This is a genomic window from Herbaspirillum lusitanum, assembly GCF_046025995.1.
Taxonomy (GTDB): domain Bacteria; phylum Pseudomonadota; class Gammaproteobacteria; order Burkholderiales; family Burkholderiaceae_D; genus Herbaspirillum; species Herbaspirillum lusitanum_A.
Genome location: NZ_JAQQFM010000007.1, coordinates 399,146 through 426,035, shown reverse-complemented (window position 1 = coordinate 426,035; position 26,890 = coordinate 399,146). Strand labels below are relative to the sequence as shown.

15 protein-coding genes are annotated in these 26,890 nt (G+C 60.7%); 3 read left to right on the top strand and 12 right to left on the bottom strand.

What is annotated here, in order from left to right:
- Positions 1-18: 18 nt before the first annotated feature.
- The gene (locus PQR62_RS17740; protein WP_408159315.1) at positions 19-2,121 is read right to left on the bottom strand and encodes a TonB-dependent siderophore receptor; all 2,103 of its coding nucleotides are present in this window, start codon (positions 2,119-2,121) and stop codon (positions 19-21) included.
- Here PQR62_RS17740 and PQR62_RS17735 point away from each other — a divergent pair.
- Positions 2,120-2,368, top strand: a complete 249-nt coding sequence (locus PQR62_RS17735) for a hypothetical protein (protein WP_408159314.1) — start codon at positions 2,120-2,122, stop codon at positions 2,366-2,368. The genes PQR62_RS17740 and PQR62_RS17735 overlap by 2 nt on opposite strands.
- Positions 2,369-2,462: 94 nt before the next feature.
- On the opposite strand, the gene PQR62_RS17730 is transcribed toward PQR62_RS17735, so the two are convergent.
- The 3 genes from PQR62_RS17730 to PQR62_RS17720 all read right to left on the bottom strand — a co-directional run bounded on the left by PQR62_RS17730 (position 2,463) and on the right by PQR62_RS17720 (position 7,518).
- Positions 2,463-6,365 (bottom strand): hybrid sensor histidine kinase/response regulator, encoded by a 3,903-nt coding sequence (locus PQR62_RS17730; protein WP_459251861.1) that lies wholly within the window; start codon positions 6,363-6,365, stop codon positions 2,463-2,465.
- Positions 6,366-6,882: 517 nt separating this feature from the next.
- A complete protein-coding gene (locus tag PQR62_RS17725) occupies positions 6,883-7,347 on the bottom strand; it encodes a hypothetical protein (RefSeq protein ID WP_408159312.1) in 465 nt (154 codons plus the stop codon).
- A 12-nt stretch (positions 7,348-7,359) separates the two neighbouring features.
- Entirely contained in the window at positions 7,360-7,518 is a 159-nt protein-coding gene (locus PQR62_RS17720) for a hypothetical protein (RefSeq protein ID WP_408159311.1), read from the bottom strand.
- 280 nt (positions 7,519-7,798) lie between these two features.
- Between PQR62_RS17720 and PQR62_RS17715 the strand changes: the two genes are divergently transcribed.
- Complete coding sequence (locus PQR62_RS17715; protein ID WP_408159310.1) at positions 7,799-8,011, top strand: hypothetical protein; 213 nt, start codon at positions 7,799-7,801, stop codon at positions 8,009-8,011.
- 197 nt (positions 8,012-8,208) lie between these two features.
- Positions 8,209-10,413, top strand: coding sequence for an ATP-binding protein (locus PQR62_RS17710; RefSeq protein ID WP_408159308.1), 2,205 nt, complete (start codon positions 8,209-8,211; stop codon positions 10,411-10,413).
- Between the two features lie 103 nt (positions 10,414-10,516).
- Here PQR62_RS17710 and PQR62_RS17705 read toward each other — a convergent pair whose 3' ends face one another.
- The 8 genes from PQR62_RS17705 to glgX all read right to left on the bottom strand — a co-directional run bounded on the left by PQR62_RS17705 (position 10,517) and on the right by glgX (position 26,890).
- On the bottom strand, positions 10,517-12,532 hold the full coding sequence (locus PQR62_RS17705) for a hybrid sensor histidine kinase/response regulator (protein WP_408159307.1): 2,016 nt from the start codon (positions 12,530-12,532) through the stop codon (positions 10,517-10,519).
- 1 nt (position 12,533) lies between these two features.
- Positions 12,534-12,989 (bottom strand): response regulator, encoded by a 456-nt coding sequence (locus PQR62_RS17700; RefSeq protein WP_408159306.1) that lies wholly within the window; start codon positions 12,987-12,989, stop codon positions 12,534-12,536.
- 40 nt (positions 12,990-13,029) lie between these two features.
- Positions 13,030-14,631 carry a sensor histidine kinase gene (locus PQR62_RS17695; protein ID WP_408159305.1) on the bottom strand — a complete coding sequence of 534 codons (1,602 nt, stop codon included), beginning with the start codon at positions 14,629-14,631 and terminating at the stop codon, positions 13,030-13,032.
- A gap of 623 nt (positions 14,632-15,254) precedes the next feature.
- Entirely contained in the window at positions 15,255-16,982 is a 1,728-nt protein-coding gene (gene pgi, locus PQR62_RS17690; RefSeq protein ID WP_408159304.1) for a glucose-6-phosphate isomerase, read from the bottom strand.
- A 383-nt stretch (positions 16,983-17,365) separates the two neighbouring features.
- Positions 17,366-20,371, bottom strand: a complete 3,006-nt coding sequence (locus tag PQR62_RS17685; protein WP_408159303.1) for a malto-oligosyltrehalose synthase — start codon at positions 20,369-20,371, stop codon at positions 17,366-17,368.
- A complete protein-coding gene (malQ, locus tag PQR62_RS17680) occupies positions 20,368-22,683 on the bottom strand; it encodes a 4-alpha-glucanotransferase (RefSeq protein ID WP_408159302.1) in 2,316 nt (771 codons plus the stop codon). Before malQ ends, PQR62_RS17685 begins: the two co-directional genes overlap by 4 nt.
- Positions 22,680-24,557: a malto-oligosyltrehalose trehalohydrolase gene (treZ, locus tag PQR62_RS17675; protein ID WP_408159301.1), complete on the bottom strand. Its 1,878-nt coding sequence runs from the start codon at positions 24,555-24,557 to the stop codon at positions 22,680-22,682. The genes malQ and treZ overlap by 4 nt, the downstream gene beginning before the upstream one ends.
- The gene (glgX, locus tag PQR62_RS17670) at positions 24,554-26,890 is read right to left on the bottom strand and encodes a glycogen debranching protein GlgX (protein ID WP_408159300.1); all 2,337 of its coding nucleotides are present in this window, start codon (positions 26,888-26,890) and stop codon (positions 24,554-24,556) included. The genes treZ and glgX overlap by 4 nt, the downstream gene beginning before the upstream one ends.

The window sequence follows — 26,890 nt, the reverse complement described above, 5'->3', positions numbered from 1 at the left end:
CTCGGATCAAATCGCAGATCAAAAATCGATCTTGGCGCTCAGGCTGAAAGTACGTGGATCACCCGGCTTGATGTAGTTCTCGTACTGATATTGCCAGTAGCGCTTGTCGAACACATTGTCCACCGCCGCCCGGAAGGTCGTATCGTAATTGCCGATGCGGGTGCTGTAGCTGGCGCCCAGATTGACCAGCGTGTAAGCCGGCAGCTTGATGTCATTGGCCGCACGCAGCATGGTGTTGCCGGTGTATTTGGCATCCGCCATCAGCTTGAGGCCATTGACCTGCGGCACCAGATAAGCCAGTTGCGCGGTCGCCATGAAGTTGGGCGCGCCGGCCACGCGATTGCCGTTGTTGGTGGTGCCCTTGCTGTATTTGCTGTCCAGCAGCATCAGGTTGGCGCCGGTCTGCCATTGATTGCCGAGCTTGAGCGTGCCGCCCAGTTCCAGCCCCTGATAAATGGATTCGCCATCCTGCACCAGCGCACCGCTGCCGTTGGTGTATTCGGCTGCGCGTTCAATACGGAACAGCGCGGCCGTCGTGCTCCACAGCGCTTGCTCGCTCTTGACGCCGAATTCGTATTGCTTGCTGGTCAGCGGGTTCAGCATCTGGCCGTAGTTGGAGTTGGTGGTGCCGGGCGTGCCGCCCTGCTCCAGCGACTCAACATAACTGGTATAGACGGTGGTGTTGGGCTCAGGCTTGTACATCAACGCCACGGTTGGCGTGACCACGCCATCCTTCTTGTACTGCGAGGTCTGGGCGCCGGTGGTGCTGAAGCCCTTCTGATCGAAGTTGGTGTAGCGCAGCCCGCCCAGCAGCGACCAGCGCTCGGAGAACTTCAGGGTGTCGCTGGCAAACAGCGCCTGCTGCGTGATGATGCCGTTGTGATACGGGATCAGATCGGTCGAGCTGGTGTAGCTGTTAGTGTTCTGGCTGTAAATGTTGCCGGTGCCGATCTGCTGATAGAAGCTGCTGATCGAATAGTCGTTGACCTGCTTCTGCCATGCGGCGCCGAAGGTCAGCTGATGTTCGATGAAGCCGGTGCGCGCCTTGCCTTCCAGCATCGCCTGCCATTGGTCGAACACATGGCCTTCGCGTGAGTCAGAACGGAAGTCGTTGTAGTCGCCGGCGCTGTTCTGCAGATACAGCGTCCCTTCATTGCGGTTGCGCTTGGAGGTGCTGTGGCTGTAGTTCACATTGGCCTTCCAGTCCTCGTTGAGGCGGTAAGTCAGCCCGGTCGAATACAACTGGAAATTGGTATTGATGTGCTGGCCGCGTCCGATCAGGGTCTGATTGCCGCCGCCGATCACCGAGGGCAACTGGCTGCCGGTCAGCGAAGCGGTATAGACCGAAGTCGGCTGATCGTCAGAATTGCTGTTTTGCCAGATCGACTGGAAATCCCAGGTCAGATCGCGCGTCAGGCGTGCATCCAGCGCCAGCGACACCGAGTCGCGCCTGATCTTGCCATCGTTGAAGGTCTCACCCTGGGCATGCGTGGCATTGAGCCGGTAACCGAACATCTGATCGTTGCCGAAACGGCCACCGAGATCGACGTGCTCGCTCCAGATGTTGTTGGAGGTATAACCCACCGTGACGCTGCGCACCGGCGTATCGGTCGGTTTCTTGGTGACGTAATTGACGAGGCCGCCGGGCGAGCCGAAGCCGTACATGAAGCCGGACGAACCCTTGAGCAGATCGATGCGTTCAAAGTGGTCGTAAGGCAGCGTGATGGCGTAGCTGAGGAAAGGCTTGCCGTCGATGCGGAAAGCATTCTGCCAGTCCAGCGGCAGACCGCGCACGGTCAGATAGGCGGCCCAGGCGCCGTAGCCGCCGCTGTTGTCGCTGACCGAAGCATCCAGCGCAAACACGTCGCCCAGCTTGTTGATCTGGCGCTCGGCCAGATCGTCGGCGCTCACCGAAGTAATGGAAAAAGGCGTATCGAGCAAGGAACGCGTACCGAGCGCACCACTGGCGGAACGGGTATTCAGATGCTGTTTATTGTCTTCAGCGCCGGTGACTGTGACGGTCGGCAGACTGGCAGCGCCGGTAGATTCTGCGCTAGATGCTTCATCCGCAGCGAATGCGATGTGGGGCGCCGCCAGAGAAAGCGCGGTGCCTGCCGTCATGCTTAGCGCCATCTGTAAAAATACCGTGCGCATGGCTTGCGCTATGGGGCGCCGTGGTAGTGCCGGACCGGATACAAACTTCAAAATTCATCCCTTCAATGCAAATATAAATAGTAATAATTCCTATTATTTTATTTTCATTGAGGGTTTGACGGAAGCCTATTTCCCGGTATTTACAATTGACTGCGATTTTCTTGCTGATCGCACAACAAAAAAAAGCGCCCGTGCAAATGGGCGCTTCAGATGAATAGTCCGACAATATTTTTAGCATGCAGCGGTTCAACCGCTCAGCCGGAAAACAGCCCGGCCTGGATTAGCGCGGCCGGATCTGGGGGCAAGCGTCACGCTCCACGCGCGGCAATCTTGGCCAGCAAATCCTGCAACTGATCGATGTCATACGGCTTGGGCAGCGAATGCGCGCTGAAACCGACGTTCTTGGTGATCACTGCGCCGTATCCCGAAGCGAAGATGACCTCCAGCGCCGGATAGCTTGCCAGCGCTTGCTTGGCCAGATCGACACCGGACATGCCGGGCAGATTGACATCGGTGAACAGCACGCCGAAACTTTGCTGCGCCAGTTGCAGCAAGGCATCTTCGGCACTGGAAACGCCACAGGCAAAATGCCCCAGCGTTTCCAGCAATTCGCACACCAGTTGCTGCGAGTCCAAATTGTCTTCCACCACCAGAATGCGCAAGCCCGGGGATGGCACATCGTTGCCTGCCTCAGGCGCTTCCTCATGCGCTTCGCCACCCGAAGAATGCGGCTCGCCGATTCTGTCTTGCGGCGGCGTGTGATTGCTCTGCGCCTCCTGCACCAATTGTTCTTCCTGCGGCGCATCCACCTCCAGCGCCTGCGATATCGATAAGCCTCCGGCTTGCAAGGTCTCCATCCGCTCCACCTTTTCTACGCTATCCATATTATCCAGCGGCACGATCCGCACCGGGTCCAGCTGCCCATTGGCAGCAATACGAACTTGCTCCAGTGTGCCGGTCTTTATTTGCGAAAGCTGTTTCGCGTGCTGCCGGTTGGCCAGCATGTGATGCACGCGGCGCGCAAGCTGATCGAGCCGGTAAGGCTTGCTCAGCAATTCCACGCCGGGGTCGAGACGCCCTTCATGCACGATGGCGTCACGCGGATAACCGGAAGTGAACAAGACTTCTGCTGAAGGCAAGAGCTGCCGTGTCATCCGCGCCAGTTCCGTGGCCGGCACGCTGCCCGGCATCACGACATCGGTAAACAGCATGTCGATATGCGCGCCGCTGCGCACGATCTCAAGCGCACGTTCGCCGTTGTCGGCCTTGAGCACCGTGTAACCGAGTGAAGTCAGCGAATCGATGACGGTCAGTTGCAGATTCGGATCGTCTTCCACCACCAGAATCGTTTCGTCGCCGCCGCGCACTTCCATGTCGCGATCGTCTTCCAGCTCGACTTCCTGCGTCAGCGAGCGCGGAAAATAAATACGTATCGTGGTGCCCTGCTGCGGCTCGCTGTGAATATGAATGTGGCCGCGGCTCTGCTTGACGAAACCGTAGGCCATGCTCAATCCCAGGCCGGTACCCTCGCCTTCGCCCTTGGTCGTGAAGAAAGGCTCGAAAGCGCGCTCACGCACATCGGCACTCATGCCGTGGCCGTTATCCGAAATCGCCAGTTGCACATAGTCGCCGGCCGGCAGATCGGCCTGCGACAAGAAGTGCGGATCGCTCAGTTCGGCGTTGTTGAGTTCCAGCGTGATGCGTCCGCCGTTCGGCATCGCATCGCGCGCATTGATCGCCATGTTGATGATCAGGTTCTCCACCTGATTCGGATCCAGCATGCTGTTCCACAGGCCGGGGCTCACCACGGTGGCGATTTCTATCGTCTCGCCCAGGGCGCGACGCAGCAGCTCATCCATGTTCTGCAGAATGCGCTGCAGATTGATGCTGCGCGGCTGCAAGGGCTGGCGCCGTGCAAACGCCAGCAACTGCGCCGACAGCTTGGCGCCGCGATCCACCGCATTCGCCGCAACCGCGACGCGCTGCCGGCTCTTGTCGGGAATCGCCGGATCGGATTGCACCAGTTGCAGATTGCCGCCGATGATCTGCAGCACGTTGTTGAAATCGTGCGCCACGCCGCCGGTCAATTGGCCGACCGCCTCCATCTTCTGCATCTGGCGCAAGGCGGCCTCGGCCCGGCTACGCTCCAGAATTTCTTCCACCACACGCTGCTCCAGCGTGTCGTTCAGATCGCGCAACGCTTCTTCCGCACGCCGCCGCTCCGAGATATCGGTGGAGACCGCGATCATGGCCTGCGGCCGCCCTTCTTCATCGACGATGCGGCTGATATTGCTGGAGACCCAGAGCGAGCTGCCGTCGGTGCGGATGTAACGTTTTTCCAGCGCGAATGATTTGCCGTCTTCGATGCAGCGATTGAACATCGACATATTGATCGCAACATCATCCGGATGCGTCACATCCATCAGACTCATCTGCAGCAGATGTTCCTGCGAGCGGCCCAGCATGCTGCATAGCGCATCATTGACGCGCAGGTAGCGGCCCTGCAGATCGAGCTCGGAAAAACACACCGAAGCCTGATTGAAAATGGCAGTCAGACGATTCTCGCTCCACAGCAGCGCCTGCATGCCGCGCTTGCGTTCGGTGAGATCGACGAAGGTGCACAGCGCGCCGTCGAGCTTGCCATCGGTCCAGACCGGGTGCACCTGATACGAGACCGGGAAGCTGCTGCCGTCGGCGCGGAAGAAGAACTCGCTGTCGACCTGCACGCTGCGACCTTCGCGCGCGGCGCGCAAGATCGGCGAATCGTCAATGTCGTACACGCTGCCGTCGGGATGTGAATGATGAATCACGTGATGCAAGGAACGCCCCAGCACCTGATCCTCGCCGCTGAAGCCCAGCAGGCGCAGGAAGGCCGCATTGCACAAGGTGGTGACGCCCTGCTGATCGATGGCGTAAAAGCCCTGATCGGTGGAGTCGAGCAACTGGCGCACAAAGGCATTGTTGGCGCGCACGCTGGCCTCCGACGTATGCAAGGCCTGCTCGATGGCCTTGCGTTCCGTCACGTCGAACACCACGCCCACATAGCGGCGCGGCGCGTGCGGATGATCCTGCACTACCTCTCCCTTGCGCGCGACCCAGCGGCGCTGACCGTCGCTGCGGCGATGAATCGCATATTCCACATATTCGAGCGGATTGCTTTTCGCTCCGATTCGCGCCGGGCCGACCAGTTGCTGATGCTCCTCCTCAATCAGCGACACCAGCAGCTTGTCGTCGACCAGCTCGTCTTCACGCAAGCCCCAGATTTCGCGGAAGCGATCCGAGATCACCATTTCACCGGTCGCGGGAAACCACTCGAAAATACCGATGCCGCCGGCGCTGTCCGCAATGCGCAGACGCTCCTCGGCGGCAAAGCGATTGGTGATGTCGACGCCTTCGATGAAGATGCCTTCAATCAGGCCTGCAGCCGAGCGGATCGGCTGCAGCACGAAATCCAGTACATATTCCTGATAGTGGTCGTGTTGCCCCTGGCCATTGCGCACGTAGAATTTCTTTTCGCGGCCGCTGTAGGTCTTCCCGCTGCGATACACCTCGTCCAGCAGTTCGAACACCTGCTGATCCAGCACCTGAGTCATGGCTTCACGCGCCGGGCGGCCAACGACAGCATGAGCGCCGAACAATTGCGTAAAAGAATGATTGACCAGTTCGAAGATATGATCCGGGCCCTTGAGCACCGCCATGAAACTCGGCGCCTGCGCCAGCAGATCGCGCAGGAAGTCGGTTTCCTTGGCAAGGCTGCGATGCGCATGCACCGCCTCATCGCGCTCGGCAATGAGATCGCGATTGAGACGTTTGAGTTGCTGCAGCGTATCCGGAATGCGGCGACCCGCGCGCGGCAGCATGGTCATATCGGTCATGGTGCACAGTACGCCTTGCACCACATCGTCGAGCCACAGCGGCGCATAGGAAAAGTCGAACCAGGCATGCCGCTGACCGCCGTTCTGTTGCAGCGGCACGTATTCGTCGCTACTGGATTGCGCTTCGCCGGCGAAGCAAGCCTGCAGCAGCGGCAACTGGCGTTCGCGCACTTCCGGCCACAGCGCCATGCTGTCCAGACGCGCGCCCAAGGCGGCAGGATGCTTGTTGCCGGCACAGGCGGCGTAGGCGTCGTTGTACAGCATCAGCCGATCGGGACCCCAGATGACCAGCATGGCGACCGGCGAATTGAGCGCGATACCCAATGCCGTACGCAAATTCTGCGGCCACGCGCTCAACTTCCCCAGACTCGTACTCGTCCAGTCAAACGCATTGATCAGCCTGCCGGTCTGACCGCCACCATGCAGCCACGATAATTCAGCCATGTTGTAAAAGTAAGTATTGGATAATGTCGCCCCCGCCTGATCAGATGATCATGTCATCTTCGATATTTTCTTTGCAGCCAATATGGAGGTCGCTCAGCCTCCGGCCGGACACGCCGTCTTGTTTTAGCACTCCCTGCACAACGAAACAGGCGCAGCAGGAAATACGGAACAAAACAGCACCGGCAAGGACTTGCTGATTATACGGGAAGGGTCTCTGCTCTAGGCGCAGCGTATTGAATCGAACACAGCAAAACCAAAATGAAATGCCGCTCGCAGCAAGGCTTTGAGCGGCATTCAGCTTTTCCTACAAGACATTCAGCAAGACTCCGACACTTCCCGCCGTCTGAGAAGGAGGTGATATTGCGAACTGCCGCGCACTTGATGCGCGCACAGTTGCTCAGGAAGAGCGTCAGGTGGAACGCTTGGCGGCAGCCCGTTCCTCGCGCAGCAAACGATTCAATTCCGCCAGTTCATTGACCGTGTCAGGCGTCAGAATCACAGGCTCGTTAGCGCGGTAGGCTCGGCCACCCAATCGGCCGTTCATGCCGATATACGCTTGGGCACAGCGGCGCCGGTATTCGAGCAGATCGTCGTCAACTGCGGGCAGATCGCCTTCAGGATGAATGTCTGTTTCCGATTTCGGCGCATTGCCGTCGCCAAGCGCCGACGTGCTCACTCTTGCAGAAACACCCGCAGCAAGTTCATGCGCGCCGTAGGGGTGAGGATGGCTGTCGGCAACGGCGGATGAAGAAGCAAGCGTTGCTGCCAGCCCGACATCGGCTTCGTGCTGCGCCTGAATGTGCGCACGGTAGGCTGACCAATCGCCTTGCTGAATGGCGATGGACGGTGAAACGGCAGGATCAGACTTGGCCATGACTATCCCCTGTCAAAGTTCGTAAGCAAACAAGCGGCGCTCATCACGCTTTCCTGCGCGCTTTTTCGACAGCATTGCAGCTTTTCTGTGCTCGCGCCGCCACTCTTCCGACATGCGCACCATAGCTTCCAGACTGCGATTGATTTTTTCTTTATGTTTGATCGACAGCATCTTTCACTCCTGATCTGATGAACGCCTTGTGACCGCCGATGACTTTGATTTTAGCCAAGCATGAAGAGAATGTTGAGTGCGTACGGGAGAATTTTTTGTAACAGGCTGAACGCCGACGCTCCAGTTCCTGAGCGCACTATGCCTGACTGCAACTCCTCTGATATTGCTCCGACAAAATCCGTCCGAGCCGTTTCCGTACGTCCGATGTTTTCTTCCTGCAAGCCTCCCTGTTCATCCCGGTCATGTGCTGATAAGGATATTAGGGGCGCGTGAAAAGCTCATGTATCAGACGCTGCCGGATTTATTTGTAGGACAAAAAGGAAGTTCCTGCCGATTTCAATTACATAAAAACAAGAAAGAAAAAAGAACGGAAGAAAATCTGACGGCGGCCGCACGGGCAACAATTTTTTGCCAGGCGAAAACGCCCAAAAGCGGCATGGATACTGATGTTTTTGCACCTGAAGCAACATTTTTGCGGATCGCTCAAATATAATGTCGTTTTACCAAAAACTGAGACGCAATGACAACCGGCCCGGCAGCGATGCGCGCATTCACTCGCGATACTCTCCATGTGTCTGAAGATGGCTTTGATACCGGACTCAACAGCGCCCGCGCAGATCTCGGTGCAGGCGACCGGGTACGGGATGCGTTCGTGCCAGTAGCACCATGCTTCCGCGAAAGGGGCGCAGTTTGAGTAATCCTTACCTGCCAAGCGACCGCAGAAAACGCAGCGTCGATCTCAGCAATTGCGATCAGGAACCGATACATATCCCCGGCTCGATTCAGCCGCACGGCGTGTTGCTGAGCTTCACTTACGACGGCAAACTGGTGGCCCGCAGCGCCAACGCCGAGTCGCTCCTCGGTCCGCTGCCCGCGCCTGGCGAGCCGCTGTCCGAGCAGCATCTGAATCAGGAAACCTGTAATGCCATCGCAGCCGCTCTGGCCGATCAGGATGGCTACGTCGAATCGCGGCTGGTGCAACTGGCCAACGGCGCTTTCGACGTCGTCACTCACAAATCGGAAGGCCTGCTGATTGCCGAGTTCGAGAAACGTCCGCCCGATGCGCTGGCGCTCGATCTGTTTGCGTTGACCGCACAGCAGGCCATCCAGCGTATTCAGCGCCAGCACGGCGTGGAAGACTTGCTGACCATTGCGGTAGATGAAATCGCCCGCCTCACCGGTTTCGACCGCGTGATGGCCTATCGTTTTTTGCATGATGACAGCGGCGAAGTGGTGGCCGAATGCAAACGCGCCGATCTCGAACCCTTCCTCGGACAGCGCTATCCTGCCAGCGATATTCCGGCGCAGGCGCGCCGCCTGTACATCATCAATCCTATCCGCCTGATCGCCGACGTCGGTTATAAGCCGGTGCCGCTGGAGCCGGACCGCAATCCCCTGACCGGCGGCCAGATCGATCTGAGCCACAGCGTATTGCGCAGCGTTTCGCCGGTCCACATCGAATACCTGAGCAACATGGGTATCGGCGCATCGATGAGCATTTCCATCGTGATCGGCGATCGTCTGTGGGGCCTGATCGCCTGCCACCACATGTCGCCGTTGCTGGTGCCGCATGCGGTGCGCATGTCCTGCCAGGTGCTGTCGCAATTCGTCAGCACGCTGGTGGAACGCAATCTCAACAGCGAACACGCGCGGGCGATGACGCATTCCGCGGCGATGCGGCGCGAGATCGCGGCACAGGTCACCGACCGTGAAGATATCGTGCTGGCGCTGGCTGCCGATCCGAACAGCTTCGCCAATCTGATGTTCTGCCACGGCGGCGCCGTGTCGCTCGACCGCAAGACCCAGGTATTCGGCAAAGCCCCCTCGCGCGAAGGCGTGAACGCCTTCATCAACTGGCTCAACGAACACGAAAAAAGCGACATCTTCTACACCAGCGAACTGGGCGCAGATGTGCCCGACATGAAGGCGCATCTGGGCGATGTGTGCGGCGTACTGGCGATTCGCTTCTACAAGGAACAGAACGGCTATGCCTTCTGGTTCCGCAGCGAACAGGTGGAAGACGTGCGCTGGGGCGGCAACCCCGAGAAAAAATATTCAATCGGCCCGCTCGGCCCGCGACTGACGCCGCGCGGCTCGTTCTCGGTGTGGAAAGAAGAAGTACGCGGTAAAAGCGTGCCATGGGAAAAGAGCGCGCTGGAGATCGCTGCTCAGGTACGCCTGGATCTGCAGGAAGTGGCGCTGAGCAATGAGAACATGGTCAAGCGTGCGCGCGAAACCCTGCTCGCCACCCTCGGCCACGATCTGCGCGACCCACTGCAAGCCATCATGATGGCGGCGCGCATGATCGAAGTACGCGATCAGTCTCCTTCCAGTTCCAATCTGAGCAAACGGATTTCATCCTCCAGCAGCCGCATGCATCGCCTGATATCTCAGGTGCTCGACATCAGTCGTCTGCAAAGCGGGCTCGGACTGGATATCCAGGTACGCAAAGCCGATGTGCGCAAGCTCATTACCGACATCGTCAATGAGGTCAAACTGGGTTATCCCGAATCGGAGATTCTGGTTGAGGTGGAAGAACTCGGCGAAATCGAGCTGGATCCGGATCGGCTCAGCCAGGTGATTTCCAATCTGCTGAGCAACACCCGCCATCATGGCGAAATCGGCCAGCCGGCCACCATCATCGCCTTCGTGCGCGATGGTCAGCTGTCTATTGCCGTGTCGAATCTCGGCCCGGAAATTCCAGAGGACATCCGCAGGAATCTGTTCAAGCCTTACAAGAAAGAGTCGCTGGGCAACCAGCGCAATAGCCGCGGTCTGGGCCTGGGTCTGTATATCGTCAACGAAATCGTCAGCGGCCATCGCGGCAGCATCGACGTGCATTGTGAAATGGGCATAGTCACGTTCACGGTCAAGCTGCCGATTTCACCGGCCTGATTCAGTTCACGCAATGTCATAAGCCGACTGCAGCACAAAAAAAACGGGGTGGACATCATGCATGTCCACCCCGTTTTTCATTTACGTCATCCTGCGGTCAAGCTTATGAAGCCAGGCGTGTGCCGGTCCTGCCCGACAGCGAAGCGATCAGAAACAGCAACTCCAGCGGATCGACCGGCTTGGCGATGTGAGCCTGAAAACCTGCCATCAAGGCACGACGCCGGTCTTCAGTACGCGCCAGCGCCGTCAGCGCAGCCGCCGGCGTCATCGGCAAACCGCTGGCCTGACGGCTTTCGAGTTCACGCAGACTGCGCATGAGCTCATAACCATCCTGCCCCGGCAAACCGATATCGCTGACGATCACGTGCGGACGAGTCTGCGCGAAGGCATCCAGCGCCTCATCGGCAGAGCCGACTGCATCGACAGTGGCGCCGCGCTCTTCCAGAATCCGTTGCACCAGATCGCGTGCATCGGGCTCATCTTCCACCAGCAGAATATGCAAGCCGGACAGCTCGGGCTGTTGATCGAGCGGGCTGGAAGTCTGGAATTGCGGGTCGCCGCCGGCGCCGTCATCGCGCTGCACCGCCGCCAGCGGCAGGTTCACGAAGAAGGTGGCGCCCATGCCCGGGCCCTCGCTGGCGGCACGGATGCGGCCGCCATGCAGTTCGACCAATTGGCGCGTAATCGCCAGCCCGAGACCCAGACCGTTCGCGACCCGGCTATTGCTGGAGTCTTCCTGGCGAAAACGTTCGAATACGCTGCCGAGAAAATCTGACTTGATACCTTGCCCGTTGTCGCGCACTTCGAGTTCGATTTCACTCTGCACCTTGCGCAGCGTGACGCGCACCTTGCCCTGCTTGGGCGTGAACTTGATGGCGTTCATCAACAGATTCCACACCACCTGCTGCAGGCGCGAGGAATCGCCCTGAATGATGCCGGCCGACCCGAGAATCGCAGTCAGCCGAATGTCCTTGGCGTCAGCTGCCGATTGCACCGAGGCGATCGCATTGTCGATCACTTCGGCCATGTCGGTGCGCTGCACGTCGAGGCGCAGCTTGCCCGACATGATGCGGCTCATGTCCAGCAGATCTTCCACCATCTGCGCTTGCAGCTTGGCGTTGCGCTCGACCACCTGCAGGCCCTTGAGCAATTTCTCCGGATCGCTGTGGTCGCGCAGCAGATACTGGGTCCAGCCGATGATGGCATTGAGCGGCGTGCGCAGCTCGTGCGACAGGGTCGCAACGAACTCATCCTTCATGCGTGTCATGCGCTCAGCTTCTGACCGGGCCACGCGCTCAGCCGCCAGCAAGGTCTCACGATCTTGCTCGGCGCGTTTGAGGTCGTCGATATCGGTGCAGGTGCCCAGCCATTTCTCAAGTTCGCCTTCGGCATTGAATACCGGTGAACCATTGCAGGTAAACCAGCGGAAGGCGCCGTCATGACGACGCATGCGGAAGTTGACCAGCAAGGGCTGCGGGCTGCGCGATACCGCCGACTGCACCGCCTGATAGGCGGCATCGCAATCATCCGGATGCAACGCCACTTCAATCCAGCGCTGGCCCAGTTGAGCGTCGAGCGGCAGACCGGTGTAATCCAGCCATTGCTTGCTGAGGAAATCGAATTGCCCGTTCGGCAGACAGGACCATACCAGATGCGGAATCGCCTCCGCCACGCTGCGGTAATACTGCTGCTGCTCGATCATGCGCGCCGCTTCGAGCGCCTGTTGCTGCAGCTTCACCTGATTGAGCAAACGCTCGACGGCTTCCGGCAGATAGTCCAGATAGTCGTTGGTCTTGGGCAGCACGTCGGACACGCCGGAGCGCAGCGCCTCGATGATGCGCGGCTCGTCGCTGACGCCGGACACCATGATCGCCGGCATCACGATGCCTTGCGCGCGCATGTCGCGGAAAAAATCCAGACCGGTATCAAGCGCCTGCAGGTTGTAGTCGACAATCAGCAGATCGGGCACATCCTCTTTCACCACGGCATGTGCGGCTTGCGCATTCAAGGCCGTGCTGACCCGGTGCCCGTGCTTTTTGAGAACGCGGCTGGCCAGCGCCAGCAAGCCTTCGTCGTCTTCCAGAATCAGAATGTGAGCACGCGCCCCTTCATCAGTCATATCAGTTGCTGCTCCGGGGGGATGTTGCAGGCAGCTTGACTACCTGGAGGAAGAACCCGAGGCGGCGTACCGCTTCGATGAAATCGTCATATTCGACCGGCTTGGTGATGTACACATTGCAGCCGAATTCGTAGCAACGCTCTATTTCGCGCGGATCATCGGTAGTGGTCAGCATGATCACCGGGATGGCGGCGGTCTTGTCTTCCTTCTTCAGTTGCTGCAGCACTTCGACGCCGCCGATGCGCGGCATGTTCACGTCCAGCAGCACCACCACGTTTTGCATGTCAGGCTTGTCACCGCCTTCGCCGAAAAAATAGTCGATCGCTTCCTGGCCGTCCTTGAGACGCAGAAAACCGTTGGTCAAGCCTGCACGGCGCAGATTTTTCTCCACCAGCACGGCGTGCCCATCGTCGTCTTCAACCAGAATGATGCTGACATCTTGTTGTGTTCCCGGCATTGCTATCCCCTTGCTTGGTATGTCATTGATGTGGTGGCGGTCAGGCCAGTGCTACGCCTTCACGCGCAGGCAACGCCACAAAAAAGGTGGTGCCGACTCCCTCAGTCGACTCTACCCAGATTTTACCCCCATGACGCTCGACCATGCGTTTTACCAGCGCAAGCCCGACGCCCTCGCCCTGCGCAACGCTGCCGTGCAGACGCTGAAATGCGGAAAACATCTTCGGCATGTGGGTGGCAGGAATGCCCAAGCCGTTATCCCTGACGTAGTACACGTTCAAGCCGTCACCCACATCCGGCCTGTCAGTCTCATAGCCCACCTCAATCTGGCCGGGCCTTTTCGGATCAAGATAGTTGACCGCGTTGCCGACCAGATTGCCGAAAATCTGCTCGATTGCGGTCGGGTCGCCATGCACCTCGGGCAGCGCACCGATGTTGATCGTCACGCCTTTTTCGCGAATGGTGCCGCTCATGGCATCCACCACACGCTGCAGAATCGGAGTCAGATCGTTGCGCTGCTGCTGATACTCGACCCGGCCGACACGGCTCAGGCGCAGCATGGCATCAATGATGCCGGCGGCGCGCGTCACTGCGCTCTGAATGAATTTGAGCGAGGTGCCGATATCTTCATTGACCAGCTCGCTGACCTTTTTCTTGTCGGCCGGCGGCAGATCGGTGCGTTCGATTTCAGCGGTCAGCTCGCGCGTGGCATGCGTGATTTCCTTGCTGAAGCCTTGCAGGTTCACCAGCGGCGAACGCAAGTCATGCGACACGCTGTAGATGAACATTTCGTTGTCCTGCGTCTGCTGGCGCAGATGATTGTTCAGTTCGGCCAGCTCCCTGGCGCGCGACTCCAGCTCTTCCCGATACGAGGCGGCAGCCAGATTGGCATCCATGATGCGTTCGCTGCTGCGATGCAAGACGTCGTCCAGCAGCGAAATCTCATCGCTGCCGCCGACACGCGCCGCCAGCGGTTCACCTTCAGCCAGGCGCTGGGCGTTGGCGCTCAGCACCGTCAGACGGCCCCCGATATTGCGACTGAAAATATATACGGCAATGCCGGCCGCCAGAATCGATCCCAGCACCGAAGCAATCAATACCGAATTGAGCCAGTCCTTGGCATCTTCAACATCTTCCGCGCGTTCCACCGCCAGACGTTGCTCGGTCTCCATGAACTTGGCCAGATTGCTGCGGAAATCGTTGAGCCTGTGCGGCCCCTCGGTGTCCTTCAGCTGCATCACCAATTGTTCGCGCTGGCCGTTGGTCAGCATGCGTTTGGCTTCGTCGGCCCAGGCGCGGTAACGCGCCACGGTGCCCTGAATGGCCTTGATGTTGACCAACTGTTCGGGATTGTCCTTGACCAGCATCTGCAGGTTCTGCAGCTTGGCGTTCATATCGTCCCACATGGCCGGCTGGCTGATTGCGGCCGGCTCATTGACGATGATGGAATTGCGGATGCGCGCCGACTCCAGCAGCATCGGTTCGCGCACCTCGCTGGCCTGGATGATGACGGTCTTGGAGTGCATGGCCCAGCGCTCAGCGTCTGCCGATTCGGCCTGGGTCTTGATCAATGCTCCCAGCAGGAGCAATTCAAACAGGCTAGGAATGGCGACGATCAACAGACCTTTGGTGAATAATTTCATGTGCCCCTGTGCATGAATGAAAACGCGTTTTTATCGCTGCCGCATGCCTTGCATACGACGCATTGCCATCGATGCGACCGCAGGCTTGCAAGCTTTGCAGTCATGGTCGTGCCTCGATCCGGCCGGTCGAGCTGAAAGAAACCTCCATGGAATCCTCCCCGTTTGTTGTTCTCGTTATCCTGCATCGTTGCACCGGTGTAGACCAAGCCTTAAATTTCTTTTGAATTACCGGATTGCAGGCACTCAAGCGGAGTTAAATCAAATATTAATTTTTTATTAACAGCCATCTGTCTGAGCGCTTGGTACACGCTTCGCCCGACGCTGACAAAGTGCCATTATAAGCACTTCAGCAAGAGAAGATTTTATCGCCGGTGCTTTTTAAGCTGCTTTTATCGAGCAAACCTGACGGCCGTCAATTTCATCTCGGTCGCATCAGCGATTTTTTGATCCTCACTTGCAAACATTATGGGTTGTGTGTCAATCAGGATTCGTCAATCCAGCGACCAATCATCGCCCTTCAAACGCAAAGCGTGCCGCCCCATCACTAAGGCGGCACGCTTATCGGAACAGCAGATTCTTCAGTCCGGCCCGAGAGCCCAGATTAAACCCGACTCAGGAGCCATTCAGGATGCTGCAGCCATCCCACCGCCGCTACCATCCTCAGAACGGCAACCGCGATAACGGCGGATCAGAGCATTGGTGGAACTGTCGTGACGCAGCGGCAAGCTACTGTCGGCCAGCTGGCTGGCCGTCTGCTTGGCCAGCGCCTTGCCCAGTTCCACGCCCCATTGATCGAAGGAATCCACGTTCCAGATCACGCCCTGCGTGAACACACTGTGCTCGTACAGCGCCACCAGCGCGCCCAGGCTATGCGGCGTCAGGCGGTCGATCAAAATCGTGTTGCTGGGACGATTGCCTTCAAACACCCGGTGCGGCACCAGTTCTTCCGGCGTATTTTCCAGACGCACTTCCGCTGCGCTCTTGCCGAAAGCGAGGGCCTCCGATTGCGCAAACAGATTGGCCATCAAGAGATCGTGCTGGTTGCCGATCTGCTCCAGCGGTTTGCAGAAACCGATGAAATCGCAAGGCACGATCTGCGTGCCCTGATGCAGCAACTGGTAAAAGGAATGCTGGCCGTTGATGCCGTTGTCGCCCCAGTACACCGGCGACGTCTGGTAAGCGACCGTATCGCCATCAACCGTGGTGTGCTTGCCGTTGCTCTCCATGGTCAGTTGCTGCAGATAGGACGGCATGCGTTTCAGATACTGGCTGTAAGGCAGCACCGCCTGCGTGCGGGCGCCGAAGAAATTGGTGTACCAGACGGTCAAGAGACCAAGCAGCGCCGGCAGATTGTTCTCCAGCGGTGTCTTGCGGAAATGCTCGTCCATGGCGTGAAAGCCGGACAGCATTTCTTCAAACTGCGCTGCGCCGATGGCAATCATGGTCGACAGGCCGATGGCGCTGGTCATCGAGTAACGGCCTCCGACCCAGTCCCAGAAGCCGAACATATTGGCCGGGTCGATACCGAATTTCTGCGCCTGTTCGATATTGGTGGTGACGGCTGCAAAATGGCGCGCCACCGCGCCTTCCTCGCCCAGCTGCGCGATTAGCCAATCGCGCGCGGTGCAGGCATTGGTGATGGTTTCCAGCGTGGTGAAAGTCTTGGAACAAACGATGAACAGGGTCTCGTCGGCCGGCAGTTCACGCACGGTTTCGGCGAAGGCGGCGCCGTCCACATCCGACAGAAAATGGAAATGAATCTCGCGCTGGCTGTAATGGCGCAGCGCTTCATAGGCCATCATCGGCCCCAGATCGGAGCCGCCGATGCCGATATTCACGACATGGCGAATCGGCTTGCCGGTGTGACCCAGCCAGGCGCCGGTACGCACCTGTTCGGCGAACTCGCCCATGTGGCGACGCACTTCCTGCACCTGCGGCATGAGGTCTTCACCGTCCACTTCGAGACGACTGTTGGGCGGCATGCGCAGGGCCGTATGCAATACCGAGCGATGCTCGGTGTTATTGATCTTTTCGCCGCTGAACATGGCTTCGATGCGCTGCGGCAAGGCGCATTCGCGCGCCAGTTGCACCAGCAGGATCATCGTTTCGGCATTCACCAGATTCTTGGAATAGTCCAGATACACGCCTGCACCTTCTGCGGTGAAAATCTCGCCGCGCTGGCCATGGCCGGCAAACAGCTGATGCAGATCGAAACGGCGGCCCTGATCGCGAAAGTGCCGTTCCAGTGCCTTCCAGGCTCCTTTGTGAGCCAATGGCAGCTCATGCACATGCGCACTTTTCGGCGATTCGAAGCGGTACAGTTTGAGGTCGCGGGCGGGCAAGGTGGTCATGGGGGATCTACTCCTTCATCCTTAAGATCTTTAGCGGTCCGCAGCACCGTCCATACAATCGGGCTGAATGGCTGAGCGTAGAGAACCGGCAGATAAATTGCGCCTTCCTGGACCTGGCCGCGCATCTTGCGAATGCGCCGTGTTCGTCCGGAAGGATCTGATGTTTTTAGCGGGTTGTCGGCGGCGTCTGCAGCTCGGGCACGCAAACGTGCAGGCTGAAGGCGCAACTCGACCGGCTCATGCTAGCGGGCACGCGCCGGAACGGGGATAGGACTGCTCCGCATTTTCTTGTAGGACATTTTGAATGCAGTGCAGCATAAACATGCATAAGTGACAACAGATACGATTTTTTCAGCAACCGCCGACAGGCGCGGCGATGCGCCTCAATGCAATTCCAGCAACTCCACCGGCAGGCTGCCGAGAATTTCGCCGATGCGGATATGGCAGTGCTGCTCTTCACCTGCGAGATCAAGTTGCCCGAGACTGCCGTTGCCGCTGGTCAGTACGCTGCGCCATTTCAAGTCATCGCCCTGGCCACGCAGAGTCCTGAGTTCGGGCGGCAGCACGATGCAGGTGTCGCCCCAGGTCTCAGAAGACACCAGCGGCAAACAATCGGTGCCCGAGGCATCCAGCGCCAGTAGTCGGCCCGAGAGCCGGGTGCAGATCACCAGGACCGCCTGCCCTTCATGCAACCGTGCAAAGGCGATCACATGGGCGGCGCGTTGCCCCTGGACTTGCAGCGGCAGGTACTCGCCGCGTGCAAACAGGTCTGCATGCCCGCGCCGGTAGGCCAGCACGGCGCGTATCAATTGCAGCTTGCTGGCGCCGGGTTGCCAGTCGCGCAGAGACACCGGACGTTGCGATGCATTGTCGAGACTGCGGGCGCGCAGCGCGAAATCGACCGCACGCCGGTTGTCAGGGTCGACCAGACTGAAATCCCACAGCTCGCCGCCCTGATACAGATCGGGCACGCCCGGCGTGCACATGCGCAGCATGCACTGCGTCAGGCTGTTGATGGCGCCCAGGGGCGCCAGCCGCTCCACGAATTTCTGCAGCTCCAGCAAAAAAGGATGATGATGCGCATCGACGCCGGGGTCGCACAGCAAGGCTTCGGTAAAGCGTTCGCAGGCCTGCTCGTAAGGCAATTGCGGCGCGACCCAGTCGCTGCGGCGCTTGGCCTCGCGCAAGGCCTTGCGCTGCCACTGCACCATGCGCTGCGCGAGTTGCTGCAGCGGCATCAGGTTTTCATTGTCGGCCTTCATGCCTTCCGGCCAGGCGCCGATCAGGCTTTGATACAGCATGCATTCATCAGCGCCGTCGATGGCGCCGTGCTCGCCGGCAGTCGCCTGCACCACCCCGGCATTGAGTTGCCGCCAATGTTGCAGCATGGTGCGCCATTCCTCGGGAATTTCACTCAGCGCCGCCAGCCGCATGCGCGCATCCTCGCCGCGCTTGTGATCGTGGGTGGCGGTGGTCAGCAGCGTGTGCGGAATCTCATGCAGGCGCTGCTGCGCCAGTTGATGAAACTGCTGCACGCTGATGCTCAGTTGAGCCGGATCGGATCCGACTTCATTGCGCGACAGCAGCCGGCCGTAGCGATAAAAGGCAGTATCTTCGACCGACTTGGCGGTCAGCGGCGGCGTCAATTGCTGGAAGCGCGTGATCGCTTGCAATTGCAGTCCGCGCCGCAGCTCATCGCTATGCCCGGACAACATGTCGGCGCCCAGCCAGCCCTCCAGCACATGCAAGCTGGCATGATCGGCCGCGTGCAAGGTGGCGCTGGCGGCGATGCCGGCACAAGCCAGTGTCTCGCGCTCGGCGGCCGGCATGCCCTCCGCCGTCCCGTAGGTGCGATACACCGGAAAATGCACCAGCAATTCGGCCAGCGCGCGGCGGATCGACATCAGCGACATGTCGCGCGTGGCCAGAGTGGCGCGCGCCAGCTGATGCAGCGTCATTACCAGAGTATTGAATTCGGCGGCGAAATTGCGCGCCAGCAAATCGCGCCGCGCGCTGCGCACGATCTGTTCGAAGTCCGACAGATCGCAGCCATCGGCAATGTAGACGCTGCTGCCCACCGCCGCTGGATCGGAAAAATGCGCTGCAGCCGGCTGAGCATTTGCCCTCTCGCCGCCGCGGTTCAATTCTTGAGACAGCGTTGCCGCCGCGCCGTGTCCGCACACGCTGCGCCAGGCTTCGTCCAGCACCGGCTTGCCCTCGGGGTCGTGCAGCAGCGCTGCGACCTGATCCATGAATTCATAGCCGGTGGTGCCGTCCAGTTGCCATTCGGCCGGCATGCTTTCGCCGCGCCCGAGAATCTTTTCAGCAATCAGATAGGGTTCGTGATCCGCGCGCAGGCCTTTGAGTCGCTGACGCAAGCGGCGCGCATAAGCGCCGGGGTCGGCCAGGCCGTCGATGTGATCGATGCGCAAGCCGTCGATCAGGCCATCCGCGTAAAGTCGGAATATCTCGGCATGCAGGGCTTCGAAGACCTCTTCGTTCTCGACCCGCATGCCGACCAGCTCGCTGACCTCGAAAAAACGCCGCCAGTTGATTTCATCCGCGGCATTGCGCCAGCAGCTGAGGCGATAGTGCTGCCGCTCCAGCAAGGCATGCAAGACTTCGGCGCCATGCGGCTGATTGGCCGAAAACGCGCCGAGCGCGGCATCGATATCGGCCATGCCTTCCTCATCCTGCGCCAGTTCGCGCAGCAATTGCCAGCCGCTTGCGGCCTGCTGCTCGGCATTGGCGCCGGCCAGGTCCGACGCCGAGAAGATGTCGATGGCCGGCTGCAGACGCTCGCTGCCGGCGGTGATCAGCAGCTCGGCGTAATCCTGCGGCCGCAGCGGGAAGCGATGCTCGTAATGCGCAAAATAGAACTGGCCATGCTGCTCGTCGAAACACAGATTGATGTCCCCGGCCTGCAAGGCTTGCGCATACGGCTGTCCCAGAAACGGCAGCAAGACCTTGCCTCTGAGCGCCGGATCGGCCGCTTCCCAGTTGATATCGAACCACTCGGCATAGCGGCTGCCCCGGCCCCAGCGCAGCACGTCCTGCCACCACAGATTATGGTGCCCGGTCGCCATGTGATTGGGCACGATATCCACGATCAGCCCCATGCCGCGTTCATGCAGCAAGGCGCATAGCTTGCGCAGCGGCTTCTCGCCGCCCAGCTCAGGATTGATGCCAGTGGCGTCGACCACATCGTAGCCATGCGTGGAGCCTGGCCGGGCCGTGAGAATCGGCGACAGATAGAGATGGCTGATGCCCAGCGTGGCATAGTAATCCACCAGTTCGCAGGCTTGCGTCAGCGTGAAATCGCGATGCAGCTGCAGGCGCGCGGTAGCGCGCGGCAGACTGTCGCGTTGCGGAGCGGAAGTGATGCTCATGAATGCTCCTTGAATTGGTATTCCTGCAGCGCATTGAGACCGCCTTCGGCGGCACCGGCGGTCAACGGTCTACGCCGCTGCCCGCGCAGAGACGCCAGGCGCGCCAGCCGTGGTGTGGCGCCGGGCTGATCGAACAAGTCGCCGACGTCGGCAGGCATGCGCCGGCGCCAGTTGGGATGCGGATCGGTGCGGCCCGGCAGATTGGGTTGTTGCGGCAGACCGAGTACGTCTTCCAGCGGCACCAGCGCCAGCGGCGCCGGCGTCTGCGCCACGAAGGCGATGGCGGCATCGATTGCCGCCTGCGTGTCTTGCGAGCTGTGTTCTTCTTCCTCCGCCTCCGACCAATGCGCGGTATTGTCCGTTACGCCCGCGCCCTCGCCGGTCGCACAGCCGGCTTCGCGCATCTGCGCCCACAGAGCAATGCGCTCCGTCTCGCGCAGCTCCATGGCCTGCTCTTCGCTCATGTCCTGATCCAGCAGATCGAGGCGCGCGCGCCAGGCCAGATCGACGCCGTTCCACCAGCCGGCCACGGTCGGCAAATCGTGCGTGGTGGTCGCGGCAATCGCGCTGTCCGGCCATGCGGCCGGCGCCAGGAAGCCCTGCTCGCCGCGCTGAAACCACAGCACGCGCATGCCCGGCAAGCCGGCATCGGCGAGCACACGGTCGAAACCTGGCGGCACCGTGCCCAGATCCTCGCCGATCACGATGGCGCGATGGCGCCACGATTCCAGCGCAATCAGACGCAGCAAGTCCTGCAGCGGATATTGCACATAGGCGCCCTCGTTGGCGTCTTCGCCTTCGGGAATCAGCCACAGCCGATTCAGCCCCAGCACATGATCGATGCGCAAGCCGCCGGCGTGGCGCAGGCAGGCGCGCAGCATTGCGATATAGGCGCTGAAGCCCTGCCGGCGCATGGCCAGCGGCGAGAAGGCGCCCAGCGCCCAGTTTTGTCCGCGCGCACTGAGGCGATCCGGCGGCGCGCCGACCGACAGACCGCTGACGATTTCTTCCTGATGGCTCCAGGCCTGGCTGCCGCCGTTATCGGCGCCGACCGCCAGATCGCCGATCAGCCCGATCGCCATGCCGGCGTCGCGCGCCTGCTTCTGCGCGGCGGCCAGCCCGCTCGCCGCCTGCCATTGCAGGAACAGATGGAATTCGATTTCACCGGCTTGCTGCCGCGCGAACTCCTGCATCTGCGGCGTATCCGGGCTATTGGCCCACTCGCCCCAGGTGCGCCAGTTGCAGCAATCGATGTCGGCGGCACGCGTGCGCTGATGCGCCAGCATATTGCTGTAGGCCTCGTACAGCGCATGACTGGCCAGCGCCTTGCCGCCTTCCAGTTTGAAGGCGGCATAGTCTGGATGGGACATGCCGTCCACCTTGAACATGGCGAACAGGCGCCGCAAGAGCTGCAAACGGTGCAGCCCGGCCTGACGCCATTCGATCAGAGGCTCCTGCTGCAATTGCAGATGGCGCGCAATCATCTCCGGCCCGCCTTCGCTCAGCACCTGATGCAGCGCCGCCTCGCCCAGCACTGCCGCCGGATCGATGTGCAAGACATTGAAGAACAGCCGGCTGGACGGCGAATACGGACTGCAACGCTGCGGCTCGGCACTGAACATGGCATGCGCCGGCGACATCGCCAGCGCCGCTGCCCCATGCTGCGCCGCCTGCTGCGCCAGCGCGCCGAGCGCGCCGAAATGGCCGATGCCGCCGTCGCCGCTGTCCGATGTGCTGCCGCTGCGCAGGCTGTACAACTGCGCCGCCAGCGCCCAGCCGCGCGCATCGGGATGCGGCTCGGGATGGCTGTCGTTGTACTGCAGCGAAGCACTGGCGTTACGCCCGCTGAGCGCATCGGCGATGCCGTAGCAGCGTGGCGGCGCTACCGCCAGCGTGACTTCGTGGCCGGCCACCAGCAACTGGTGGTAACCGGGTTGCAGGATGGCCGGCAGGGTCGGCGGTTTGGAGACGTCGCCCGAAATCACCAGCTCAAATATCGCACCGCCTTCCAGAATCAGACGACAGGATTGCCCGTGCAAGGCGGAATGCTGCGGCAATTGCAGCGGCCGTCCGGCCACCGCCGTCAACAGCGGCGGCAGATAGCCGGTCGCCTGTTCGCGCTGCAGCGCAGCCAGGCTGGCCTGGCAATCGTCTTCGCTGGCGCAGGGCAATTGCAGCGCGCTCAGAATGGCGCGCAAGGAAACATCGCTGACCACTTGCGGCTGATCGTAGGCATCCACCCAGCGCACGGCAATGCCGGCGGCCTGCGCCAGACAGTGAAGACTACGGCTATCGATGGCGTGCTTGTTCATCCCCGCGCTCCGGAACTGCTTGCGACTGTGCGTTCTTCCAGCAGCGCCAGCAGCGAATGCGGCGGCAGTTGGCCCTGCGCCAATGCTTCCAGCGTGCCGCCGGTATCGAACAGCAGATCGGCGCCGGCCGGTTGCGACAAGGCGCCCAGCGATTCGCTCAGGGTTTCTGCGCCCAGATTGACGGTGATGTTGAGCACCTTGCCATTGTTCAGACGCCAGCGCGCGTTCACCGCCTTGGGGCCGATGGCGCTGGCTTCCAGCGCCTGGGCGCCGCGCAGATGCGGCATGATGTGCAGGCTGCGGATGCGCAGCAGATGGGCCACGCGGCTGAGATAGGACGCCGACTCCGGCGCCGGCCCCGGTTCCGGAATCGAGGCAATGAAGGTGGCGAAACTGTTGGGATCGGGCAGATCCTTGAGCAGCGACTCGTCCGCGAACGCAGGAAACTTGGCAAACTCGCGGCGCCGTCCGTCGCGCACCGCCTGCGCCAGTTTTTCATCGCTGTGGCTGGTGAAGTAATAGAAAGGCTGCGCGGCGCCGAACTCTTCGCCCATGAACAGCATGGGAATCTGCGGCGACAGCAACAGCAAGGCCTGCGCCGCATGCAGCGCCGAAGGATGCGCCAGCGTGGTCAGGCGCTCGCCAAAGGCGCGATTGCCGATCTGATCGTGATTCTGCAAGAACAGCACGAAAGCGGTGGGCGGCAAACTGCCGCTGGGTTCGCCGCGCGGCTCGCCCTCGCGGTAAGGCGAAGGATCGCCCTGATAGATGAAACCGTCGCGCAGACAACGCGCCAGTTTCTCGGCCGGCTGATCGGCATAGTCGCTGTAGTAACCGCCGTCCTCGCCGGTCAGCAGCACATGCAAGACATGGTGGCCGTCGTCGTTCCATTGCGCATCGTACATAGGGGTATCGGCGCCCTCGCCCTCAGCAAGCTTGCCGCCGGCAAAGCCGAGCAGATGTGCAGCGTTGCCGTCATGCTCCAGCACCAGATGCACATGGCGCTGGCCGCCGATGTCCCGGCGCACGATCTGGCCCAGACGCTCCAGCCATTGCTGATCGCAGATGGCTTGCGCGGCATCCAGACGCAGGCCGTCGAAACGGTATTCCTGCAGCCAGTACAAGGCATTCTGGGTAAAGAAGTCGGCCACTTCGGGCCGGTGAAAATCGATGGTCTCGCCCCACAGATTGGCCGTGTCGTTGCGGAAAAACGGCGGCGCATAGCTGCCCAGATAATTGCCGTCGGGACCGAAGTGGTTGTAGACCACGTCGAGGAATACCATCATGCCGAGGCCGTGTGCGGTATCGATCAGCGCCTTCAGTTGTTCCGGCGTGCCGTAGCTGGCATCGGGCGCGAACGGCAGCACGCCGTCATAGCCCCAGTTGTGCGAACCGGGAAACTCCGACACCGGCATCAGTTCGACGGCGGTGATACCCAGCTCGGCCAGTTCCGGCAGACGTTGCTGGATCCCGGCGAATCCGCCCATGGCGCCGGGATGCAGTTCGTACAGCACGGTCTCATGCCAGGGACGACCGGCCCAGTGCGGGTATTGCCATTCGTAGGCGCGCGGATCGACCACGATGCTGGCGTCATGCACGTCGCCGGCCTGCGCGCGCGAAGCCGGATCGGGCACCGTGATTTCGCCATCGATCTGCGACATCAGCACATAACGATACTGGCTGCCGGCCGGGCATTGAATCTCCAGCGAGAACCAGCCTTCGTCCTCGGCTTCGGGCGCCATCGGCACGCGTCCGCGACCTTCGATCTCGACGTCGGCGATCTTGGCTCCGGGCGCCCAGAGCCGGAACAAGGTCTGATCAGGGGCGGTCATTTGTGCGCCAAACGGCAGCAGATAAGAAAAGTGTGCACTCATGCGCGATCTCCCCATTCGTTTCGGGTCATCCATTCATTGGCCGCGACCGGATAGATCGCAGACGGTAATTGCAAGGGACGGTTGGCAAACACCTGCACGCTGTGAGCCGCCACCGTCACCACCGCGCTAAGGGCAGCGGCATGCGGCGCGGCCCCCGAATCCGGCAGGCCGCGCTCGAGCGCACTGTCCAGCAGCAGGAAATAGTCTTCCGGCGCAGTCGCCTTCGACGATGCGGCGGTGTTGGCCGCAGCGGCCTCTGCCCCGGCTTCAGTCCCATCAGCGCCAGCCTCGCCGCCACGCGGAAAACGAAAATCGATCGCTTCATGCCCGGCATTCACGAACAGCAGCACGATGTCGGTCGGATCGTCTTCGCTGAGGCCGGAAGCGCCGGCCGCTTCAGCCATGCGCACCGCCAGCAGCTTGCTGCTTTCCTGCCGCTTGCAGGCCAGCTGCAAGGTAATCGCGCGCGCCACCGGATTACGCCAGTCGGCGTCGGACACCGGGCGCGCCGCCTCGTCGAACCAGCTGACGTCATTGAGGCCCGGCACAATCTCCTTCGCGCCATGCAGAAAGTAGTTGGCGTGCAAGACCTGAAAATCGCGCCGGATGGCATTCAGGCGCGACACGAATTCAGTCAGCGCCACGCCCTCCGGCCTGCGCGCAGCGTCCCAGTCGACCCATGAAATCTCGTTGTCCTGACAATAGGCATTGTTGTTGCCCTGCTGGCTACGGTGAAACTCATCGCCGGCCAGCAGCATCGGCGTGCCCTGCGCCAGCAGCAGCGAGGTCAGCATGGCGCGTTGCACGCGGGCGCGTACCTCAAGAATCGCGGGATCGTCGCTGTCGCCCTCTGCGCCCCAGTTGGCGCTGAAGTTTTCGTTATGACCGTCCTTGCCCTCTTCGCCGTTGGCTTCGTTGTGCTTGCAGGAATAACTGACCAGATCGCGCAGCGTGAAGCCGTCGTGCGAGGCGATGAAATTCACGCTGGCCCAGGGCTTGCGGCGGCGATGCTCGAACAGCTCGGCCGAACCCATCATGCGCTGCGCGAAGCCGCCGCGCAGGCCTTCTTCGCCGCTCCAGAAACGGCGCATGTCGTCGCGATAGCGGTCATTCCATTCGGCGAAGCGCGGCGGATGATTGCCCAGCTGATAGCCGCCGGGGCCGACGTCCCAGGGCTCGGAAATCAATTTGAGGCGCGACAGCACCGGGTCTTGCAGCAAGGCGTCGAAGAAGCCGGAATTGGGATCGAAACCGCCGGCTTCGCGCCCCAGCGTCGACCCGAGATCGAAACGGAAGCCGTCGATGTGAAACGACTGCGCCCAGTAGCGCAGCGAATCCATCACCATCTGCAGCACGCGCGGATGCGACATATTAAGCGTGTTGCCGCAGCCGGTGTCGTTGATATGGAAGCGCTCCTGCTCCGGCAAAAGCCGGTAGTAGCTGGCGTTGTCCAGCCCGCGAAAACTCAGGGTCGGCCCCAGCTCGCTGCCGCAACAAGTGTGGTTGTAGACCACGTCCAGAATCACTTCGATGCCGGCGCTGTGCAGCCGCCGCACTGCGATGCGCAGTTCGTTGAGATCGCCGTTGGACATGTAGGAAGGCTCGGGCGCGAAGAACGACAGCGTGCTGTAGCCCCAGTAGTTGCGCAGGCCGCGCTCGACCAGGAAGCTGTCTTGCAGAAAGGCGTGCACCGGCATCAGCTCCAGCGTGGTGACGCCGAGTTTGAGCAGATGTTCGATGAAGGTGGGATCGGCCAGCGCGGCGAAGGTGCCGCGTTCATTGGCGTTGAGGTCTTTGCGCAGCATGGAGATGCCGCGCACATGGGCTTCGTAGATCACGGTCTTGGACCACGGCACCTGCGGCGAGCGGTCATGCTCCCACACGAAAGCGTCTTCGTTGACCATCGCCTTGGGCATGGCGGCGGCGCTGTCGCGGCGGTCGAAACTGAGATCGGCGCGCGGCGAATGCAGGCGATAGCCGTACAAGGCATCGGTCCAGCGCACCTGTCCCACCAGCCGCCGCGCATAAGGATCGAGCAGCAGCTTGTGCGGATTGAAGCGATGCCCCTTGAGCGGCTCATACGGGCCGTAGGCGCGAAAACCATACACCAGACCCGGGGCCGCCCCCGGCAGATAGCCGTGCCATACCTCATCGGTGCATTCCGGCAAGAGCAGCCGTTTCAGCTCGCGCCTGCCGGAGGGATCGAACAGACACAGCTCAATTTTGCCGGCGTGCGCAGAAAACACCGCGAAGTTGACGCCCAGACCGTCGGACGAGGAGCCGAGCGGGTACGGCAGACCGGGCAGCAGGCGGTCCGGCAGATGCAGCGCCAT

Coding starts and splice junctions, on each gene's coding strand:
- PQR62_RS17735 (WP_408159314.1), top strand. CDS start 2,120: ATGCTTAGCGCCATCTGTAAAAATACCGTGCGCATGGCTTGCGCTATG.
- PQR62_RS17700 (WP_408159306.1), bottom strand. CDS start 12,989: ATGCCGGGAACACAACAAGATGTCAGCATCATTCTGGTTGAAGACGAC.
- malQ (WP_408159302.1), bottom strand. CDS start 22,683: ATGAACAAGCACGCCATCGATAGCCGTAGTCTTCACTGTCTGGCGCAG.
- treZ (WP_408159301.1), bottom strand. CDS start 24,557: ATGAGTGCACACTTTTCTTATCTGCTGCCGTTTGGCGCACAAATGACC.
- pgi (WP_408159304.1), bottom strand. CDS start 16,982: ATGACCACCTTGCCCGCCCGCGACCTCAAACTGTACCGCTTCGAATCG.
- PQR62_RS17705 (WP_408159307.1), bottom strand. CDS start 12,532: ATGACTGATGAAGGGGCGCGTGCTCACATTCTGATTCTGGAAGACGAC.
- PQR62_RS17685 (WP_408159303.1), bottom strand. CDS start 20,371: ATGAGCATCACTTCCGCTCCGCAACGCGACAGTCTGCCGCGCGCTACC.
- PQR62_RS17695 (WP_408159305.1), bottom strand. CDS start 14,631: ATGAAATTATTCACCAAAGGTCTGTTGATCGTCGCCATTCCTAGCCTG.
- PQR62_RS17725 (WP_408159312.1), bottom strand. CDS start 7,347: ATGGCCAAGTCTGATCCTGCCGTTTCACCGTCCATCGCCATTCAGCAA.
- PQR62_RS17720 (WP_408159311.1), bottom strand. CDS start 7,518: ATGCTGTCGATCAAACATAAAGAAAAAATCAATCGCAGTCTGGAAGCT.
- PQR62_RS17740 (WP_408159315.1), bottom strand. CDS start 2,121: ATGACGGCAGGCACCGCGCTTTCTCTGGCGGCGCCCCACATCGCATTC.
- PQR62_RS17715 (WP_408159310.1), top strand. CDS start 7,799: ATGTATCAGACGCTGCCGGATTTATTTGTAGGACAAAAAGGAAGTTCC.
- glgX (WP_408159300.1), bottom strand. CDS start 26,890: ATGGCGCTGCATCTGCCGGACCGCCTGCTGCCCGGTCTGCCGTACCCG.